Origin of the sequence: Vibrio fujianensis, from assembly GCF_002749895.1 — a bacterium.
In the GTDB taxonomy this organism is placed as follows: Bacteria; Pseudomonadota; Gammaproteobacteria; order Enterobacterales; family Vibrionaceae; genus Vibrio; species Vibrio fujianensis.
Genome location: NZ_NBUS01000043.1, coordinates 408,753 through 416,005, shown reverse-complemented (window position 1 = coordinate 416,005; position 7,253 = coordinate 408,753). Strand labels below are relative to the sequence as shown.

Annotated in this window: 6 protein-coding genes and 1 pseudogene; 1 reads left to right on the top strand and 6 read right to left on the bottom strand. The window is 42.6% G+C overall.

Features of this window, described 5'->3' with window-relative positions; all coding sequences use genetic code 11:
• From B7C60_RS12715 to B7C60_RS12690, 6 genes are all read right to left on the bottom strand, one after another.
• The coding region (locus B7C60_RS12715) for a methyl-accepting chemotaxis protein (protein ID WP_216639323.1) at positions 1-1,607 on the bottom strand (1,607 nt) is incomplete at its 3' end.
• 255 nt (positions 1,608-1,862) lie between these two features.
• Positions 1,863-3,347 (bottom strand): AGE family epimerase/isomerase, encoded by a 1,485-nt coding sequence (locus B7C60_RS12710; protein ID WP_172953246.1) that lies wholly within the window; start codon positions 3,345-3,347, stop codon positions 1,863-1,865.
• A gap of 155 nt (positions 3,348-3,502) precedes the next feature.
• On the bottom strand, positions 3,503-3,913 hold the full coding sequence (locus tag B7C60_RS12705) for a VF530 family protein (protein WP_170887110.1): 411 nt from the start codon (positions 3,911-3,913) through the stop codon (positions 3,503-3,505).
• Between the two features lie 108 nt (positions 3,914-4,021).
• On the bottom strand, positions 4,022-5,392 hold the full coding sequence (gene mgtE, locus B7C60_RS12700) for a magnesium transporter (protein WP_172953245.1): 1,371 nt from the start codon (positions 5,390-5,392) through the stop codon (positions 4,022-4,024).
• Between the two features lie 18 nt (positions 5,393-5,410).
• Positions 5,411-5,911, bottom strand: a complete 501-nt coding sequence (locus B7C60_RS12695; RefSeq protein ID WP_099611960.1) for a CBS domain-containing protein — start codon at positions 5,909-5,911, stop codon at positions 5,411-5,413.
• 535 nt (positions 5,912-6,446) lie between these two features.
• Complete coding sequence (locus B7C60_RS12690) at positions 6,447-6,770, bottom strand: DOPA 4,5-dioxygenase family protein (protein WP_099612040.1); 324 nt, start codon at positions 6,768-6,770, stop codon at positions 6,447-6,449.
• Positions 6,771-7,159: 389 nt separating this feature from the next.
• On the opposite strand from B7C60_RS12690, the pseudogene B7C60_RS19205 reads away from it, so the two are divergent.
• Positions 7,160-7,253, top strand: a pseudogene (locus B7C60_RS19205) (nucleoside recognition domain-containing protein); the annotation flags it as partial.

Here is a 7,253-nt window from a genome sequence, read left to right as displayed (position 1 = left end):
GCAGCTGAGCGACTTTGTGACATGACGCTAACCACATTCTCTGTTTGCTTAAAGAGCCGGTCGACCACCTCTTGGATTTGCTGAGTGCTTTCTTGTGTTCGGCCAGCCAGACCTCGAACCTCATCAGCAACCACCGCAAAACCTCGTCCATGCTCACCCGCTCGAGCTGCTTCAATTGCCGCATTCAAAGCCAACAAATTGGTTTGCTCAGAAACTGAGCTAATGACATCTAGCATCCCAACAATATCTTGTGTACCGCTTTGTAACTCAGCAATGGTAGTACTGCTACCTTGCAAGGTATCATCTAGATTTTTCAGTTGTTGCAGTGTTTCACGTAATAAGGTTTGGCCTTGTTTGGTTTGTGTATCCGCCTCTGATGCCTGACTTGCCGCTTCACTGGCATGGCTGGCCACTTCTTGTACGGTTGCTGTCATTTCATTCATCGCGGTGGCCACTTGCTCGGTCTCGGAACTTTGTTGAGCAACCACTCCGGCACTTTGTTGAGTAATATCGGCTAACGTCGTTGATGCCGCAGAAACGGATTGAGCCGTATTATTGACTTCCTTAACTAATCGATGAATTTTTTCAACAAATGCATTAAATGCCTTAGCTATGGTGGCAATTTCGTCATCACCTTGTGCGGTGATTCTCTGAGTTAAATCACCGTCACCTTGACCGATATCCGTCATCGCTAAGCTAACTTCTTGCAATCGTTTAAAGCCTGATGCGCTAAAAAACCACATAATCGCAGCAGCTACCACGCCAATAATGATGACAGCAATGATTGTCCATCGAATCATGCTATAGAGCCCCGATAAAGCATCTTGTTTATCTAACGCGATATTGAGCGACCAGTTAGTTCCCGGGATCGATTGACTGGTGAGATAAATCGCTTGTCCTTGCAGATCCAGTTCACGATCTCCTTTGTTTTGAATATCAGTCAACATCGTTTGAGTTAAGCTAGGATTAAGATCGCGCAAACTTTTTAACGTCATGTCTGGATTAGGATGCGCAATAATCTTGCCTGCATTATTGGTTAAAAAGGCAAAACTATGACGTGTTGGGGCAATATCACGTACGGTATCGATAATAAAAGTCAGTGGCACATCACCAGCAATGACACCTCGATTTGCATTGGGGCCTAGACCATGGCTAAACGTCACCACTAAACGATTTTCACCACTCGCATCAAGATAAGGCACGGTAGCCAACACACCACTTTGCTGAGCTGCTAATCGATACCATTCACGAGAAAGCGGATTATAATCACTCGGTGGCTGCCATTCATCAGAGAAAATCGCCGAGCCATTTGGTCTAGCAAGATAAGTGGCTAAAAAGCCGCCGCCGTCACTCAATTGTTTCAACGCCGAAAGAGAATCCGTTTGCTCAATCACCTTGCCTGTCGCCGTGATCATTGCTTTACGTTCCTTCATCCAATTAGCGATAGCATTGGATTGCGATTGTAATTGCTGTTGTAAATTACGTGTTATTTGAGCTCGAAGAGTATCCGAACTGACTCGAATGCTCAAAACAGCAGTGACTATTAGTGAAATCACAATTAAAGCGACACTGATCGCTGTGATTTTTGCGCGAAACGATTTAAACATCCTTGGCTCCCTAGCCTAACTATTTCATCAAACTCTTGAATACTTTTGTATCGGCTATCTTGCGTTAACCTTGAGAGACAAAAAGTAAACAGAATCATTTTCTTGTTCTGATTATAGAACATAAGTTGGCTAATAGACCAGTATTTGCACACTGAAACAATCAATCATCCGGGTTATTAGAGAAAAATAATGTAACCTTCTATTGATGGTTAATATTAATACTGGTATTAGTGATTAAACCGTTAAGAGAGCCGATTACGGTTTGATCGCAGTAAACTCAACTTGCCAGCGAGGCAATCCATTCACCGTAGTTAATCGCTGCTGACTTTTTATCTGCCCTTGAAAATAATAGGGCGAAAGTTGATACGACTGAGGATCATCGATAGCAAAATACAGCCTCGCAGGGCGTTGGTTAAGCTGTTGCGCGGTTAAATAGCCTACAAGAGCGTGTTCAAACTGATGGTATCCATTGCCCCAGTGAAACGCCTTGGTTGATTTCGGATTTAATCCAACCCCACCATATTGATCATCAACCCAAACCTGCATAAAGGCTTTAGCTGTTGACTGTAATACCGGCTTAACTTGATCTTCAAGTAATGAAAGGGTCATTGCCGCTTGATCAAGTTCAGCCCATTCCCAAGAAGAGATACCATAACTGAATGGTCGATTACGCCATGCTTTGATCGAACTGGCTTGCCACTGCTCTTGCGTCATTTCTGGAACAAACCCTTTAATATCCGCGTAATTGGGAACATATTGTGCTTGTTCAATGATATGTTGCATACTTTGCTTGGCGAGTTTTTGCCAATCTTGTCGCTGTAATAGTTCGCCGGTCAGGTAAGTCATCCAATACGCTTTAATCGTGTGTCCAAAATCATTATGTTTCGCTTGCTGATCCATCACCGCTGGATGATGAATCGCCCCATAAAAGCGTTGTTCTTGTGGGGCATAGTATTGCTTTAACATCGTATCGGTTAACCAAGATAAATCAGCCAGCCAACGGCTTTTATGTGGCTCAGGGAGCAAAGGAGCAACCAACAATAAATAGCCATTAATTTGATCGAGTTGCGCAACTAATTCACGCTGTTTAGTACTTTCACCATCGCCATCCTTAAGTACCCAAGCTAACCCTTTGCCATCATCAAGCCGATAGTTATCAAAAATAAAACGCTGTTGGTTAATGAGTACTTTTTCAACCACTGGATCACGCGTTAAATAATAATACATGGCAAGCCCTACCAGAGCATATGCTTGATCTTGCGAGGTTCGTTGTTGCCATTCTAAGCCCGCCTGACCATGCTCAGTAAAGCTGATAAAGCCGCCATGCTCTTTATCTTGCAATTGATTCATTAAATATTCAGTACCTGCCTTAGCTAATTGTAAAGCATGGGGATCACCAGTTAAGTGATAAAGCACACCATAAGCATACGTCTGCCGAGATTTCATCCGTGTATACTCACGACCAAAATAGGGCGTAATCCAATTTTTATTTAGCTCTTGGCATATTTTAGTGACATCTAAAATTTGCCCATTATCACATCGAAAGGTGGGAAAGTTTCCCATTGGGATGCCTTGAGCGCTTTGCATCATCCAATAGGGAGCGAGCCCTTGTTGAGCATGTACCAGCCAGGTTTTTCCGTCAGGAAAATCATGCGGTGAAAGTGATTGAGCATTGAGCCCCGCACACAATAACGCACCACTTAGAGCCACAACCCCAATTGGACAATATTTCTTCATCATAACCGTCCTTTACATAAATGAGTGAAAGACTATACAAAAGAGGCGTTGCACATTTCGTTGAGGAAATCACAGTTGTTTGACGAGCAAAATAAAAAGCCCAATATGAATTAACACATTGGGCTTTTTATTTACCTAATGACTCAATTTATTAGTCATCAACGGCGTAAATGGCGTTCTCGTGCCGCTCGTTCTTTATGCGATGATGCTGCTTTGGCTTGTGATTTTAAAATTGAATCAACCGTCAACGCCATGGGTTGTTTCGGTTGAAGCCCATGAGGAAATGTTCGAGCCCGAGGAGATAGATCATACTCTTCAGCAGAAGCCCTTGGCATACGTTTAAATCGATATAGATAAAAGTTCTCTAGCTTCTCTCTTGCCCAATCGGTTTTCTTTAGATATTTAACGCTACTCGCTATCGATGGATTGGTATGAAAACAATTAAACCGCATAGCGGCGTCTAAGATATCCCAACCATAATAATCGACCAACTCTTGCAATAATATGTCTAACTTAAGACCGTGGAGCGGATTATTTTGTTGTAACTCAATTCGTTCTTGATCTGTCATTATTATGATGGCCTTATATGAAGGTAACAAGGCGCGGAATTCTAGCAGAGTTGAGCGACTTTCCCTATTGCTATTCTCTCTCAAATGATTCCGCGGCCTTACTCATGTTTAAGCATTAACTGGAAAATCGAGAATACTGGTCGCGACCGTGAAATAGATGATAACCCCGACCGCATCGGCAATGGTGGTGACCAATGGCGCACTGGCAGACGCTGGATCAAACTTAAGTTTACTGAGAATAAACGGCAGTGACATCCCCACCAATGAACCAACCACCACCACGATTTGCATGGTTAACGCCACCACAAGAGCAATTTGAGGGCCGCCGCGCCATAAGCCAAGTAGCGAGACCGCAATCGCCATCGTGATACCGAGTAAACCGGCGATAAATAGCTCTTTCGCCAGCATTTTAGCCCAGTCTTTACCAATCACTTCACCGGTGGCAATCGCTCGAACCATCAAGGTTGCCGATTGTGCCCCCGCATTACCACTACTACCAATCAACAGGGGTAAGAAGAAAACCAGCGCGACATAAGCTTGAATGGTATCTTCAAAGTAGGCGATGCCTGCACCAGAGAACAAGTTACCAAAGACCAGTAACACCAACCAAAAAACCCGCTTACGGTACATTAATCCAACCGAGGCTTCTTTTAAATTACCAGCAAAATCAACAGCTGCTGACTTATGGATATGTCGATCCGCTTCTTCTTCCGCCACGTCCATCGCATCATCATAGGTCACAATACCGACCATACGATTTTGATGATCTAACACAGGTAACGCGAGTAAGTCATACTTACTGATCGCCTGGGCAGCCACATTCTGCGCTTCATCGACTCGGACAAAAATCAACACTTGCGTCATGATCTCTGCGACGGTTAAACTCGGCTCTGAGATAACCAAATCTCGCAATGATACCGTACCTTGCAAACGCATTTGTTCATCAACCACATACGCTTGATAAATGGTTTCCCGCTCACTGGCAATTTTCCGCAGTTGATTAATGGCTTCTTCTACGGTTTGCTGAGCAGTGAGCGTGGCAAAGTCAGAGGTCATGACAGCCCCGACACAATCTTCAGGGTACGAAACTAACCGTTCAATATCTCGCCGATCTTCATCATCCATTTGTTGCAGCACTTGGTGCTGAAATTCTGGCTCTAATTGGGTCAGTAAATCCGCTCGCTCATCGTGAGGCATTAATTCAGTGAGTTGCGCTAGCTCTTGCGCCTCGAATTGTTCCGCTAACTTTTCTTGCCATCCCAAAGAAAAATAGCCGAATAAGGCTGCTTGTTTTTCTAAAGGTAGCAATAGTAATAATTGACCAACCTGTTTGCTGGTGAGTTTTTGCTCAGTTAATAATTGAGTAAAAGCCTCTGCGCAATCCGCTAAAGGATGCTGCTGAATAAACTGCTGTATATCTTGTTGATTTTGACTGAAATGAAGTGCCATCAAGGCTTGAGTCATGATTGTGGTTTGCATCGAAAAATCCTCATACGATTAGTTCCAGAAACGAACCAATCGCTTCCAGCCTGATGGTTGTAACACCGTCGGTGTATTAAATTCTGCTTGACGGTGAATAATCGTACGTGCAGCCGATATATCTAACATGCCCACCACACGGTGTCGGCTATCCAACACAGGCAACACTGGCCAACGACTTTGACGTAGCTTTAATGCAGCAGGATAATCTTCATCTAAGGCAAAAGTGTAATGATGTACGCCTTGGCATAAAGATGAAACAGGTTCCGTTGGTTCGGCAAACAATAGGCTTTTCATTGAAACAAGGCCTTGATATTCGCTATTACTGTTTATTAGCACCACCACATGTAACGTTGATAAAAACGATGTACAGCCTTTCAACATGGCGATAACTTCGCCAACCGTTAAATCAATACTCACCCCAAAAAACTCCCTTTTTATATGGCTTTGTACTGCATGTTGCACTGGTGTACGTGCTTTTTTAACCTGAGAAATACGGTTAAGACGAAATGTTGTCATTTTTGTTTCTCCTGAGTTGAGCTCAGGACAAAGAAACCCAATAACCAAATAAGCGAAGTTTGAATCGCTTATATTCTTGTTTTGGTAACGACGTGTCGGCTCAAAATATGAGCATCAGTCATAGGTTACGTTAGGCATATATGCTTTAACGCAAAGTATTAACGTATGGAATTAACGATGGAAGAAAAAGAAGAGTTCGCTTTGCCAAGATTTTTATTACCTGACATAAGCTAAAAATTTAGCGGCAGGTTAATAAGAAACCGTTGGTGTTTTCGAACCATCGAAAAGACCATACTGTGATATTCGACTACTCGACGAGTCCATAGGTTTCTGTTGTACCTCGAAAAATTAACTGGAATAGGTAGATTAACGGAAAAGTGTGATACTAAATAATGTCATCTACCGTGTTTAAGCGTGCAAAATGGTATTGCTCAACTGGTTGAAAGTCAACCTAAAATCAATCGATCCTACCAATTTTTTATCCCCTCGCGGTTCAATCAATAGCATCCTTATGCTGATAACACCTTTAAACGAATTAACCAAGTTTATCTAAGTTAACACCGAGTATAGTTCCTAACCATCGAACTTGTGTTGCACTATGATCGTAAGCATCATCCCCTGAGACTGGATGGATCAACACACTTAGATCGCCGCGAGCCTTATCCAGCCAATCAATCAAGGATTTTTGCTGTTCCGTGAAATGAATTTCAAACATCGGCTTACGGTGCGGCCCGACTAAACGAGGAACCAATGGAAACATTGCGCGAATCTTATCACTACATTCGGTCATGATTCTGTGCTGTAAAGCATCCGCTAATGGCTGCTGAGGTAAATCAAAATAAACATGGGCGTGATACATCATCATTTTTCATCTTCTCCTTTATATCTTGCCACAATTGTACCGGACATTTTTCATTACCCATCCTCTGTTTCATGTTCAACTCAATCAATTTTTTTGAATGACTCACAGCGTAATATCTCAAACTGATTCGTCACCCTCCCCTTAGGTTAAATTGGTACTCATACATTTTCATTTATCTCATCAAGGTTGTTACCAACCTTACTTTATAAAAGCAAGGCAAATCACGCAGAATACAAGTGGAATATTTTATATTTGATAGCAATCACAAAACTTAAAACTAATAATAAGCCAAATCGCCATTCATTCATTCCATTGACACGGATCATCCTTATAAGCACCAAGACAAGAGAAGATGAATACTGTCTTTACTGATATAGGGCTTTACTATGACAAATCCTATTGCACCTGAAAGAAAAGTAACTTGGGCCAGTTATCTCGCCTTAGCATTTGCGGTGATGTTTTTTTCCGGATTGCTGCAAT

Bases quoted from the DNA above. Each gene is read 5' to 3' on its own strand.
- B7C60_RS12705 (WP_170887110.1), bottom strand. From the start codon at position 3,913: ATGACAGATCAAGAACGAATTGAGTTACAACAAAATAATCCGCTCCAC.
- B7C60_RS12690 (WP_099612040.1), bottom strand. From the start codon at position 6,770: ATGTATCACGCCCATGTTTATTTTGATTTACCTCAGCAGCCATTAGCG.
- B7C60_RS12695 (WP_099611960.1), bottom strand. From the start codon at position 5,911: ATGACAACATTTCGTCTTAACCGTATTTCTCAGGTTAAAAAAGCACGT.
- B7C60_RS12710 (WP_172953246.1), bottom strand. From the start codon at position 3,347: ATGATGAAGAAATATTGTCCAATTGGGGTTGTGGCTCTAAGTGGTGCG.
- mgtE (WP_172953245.1), bottom strand. From the start codon at position 5,392: ATGCAAACCACAATCATGACTCAAGCCTTGATGGCACTTCATTTCAGT.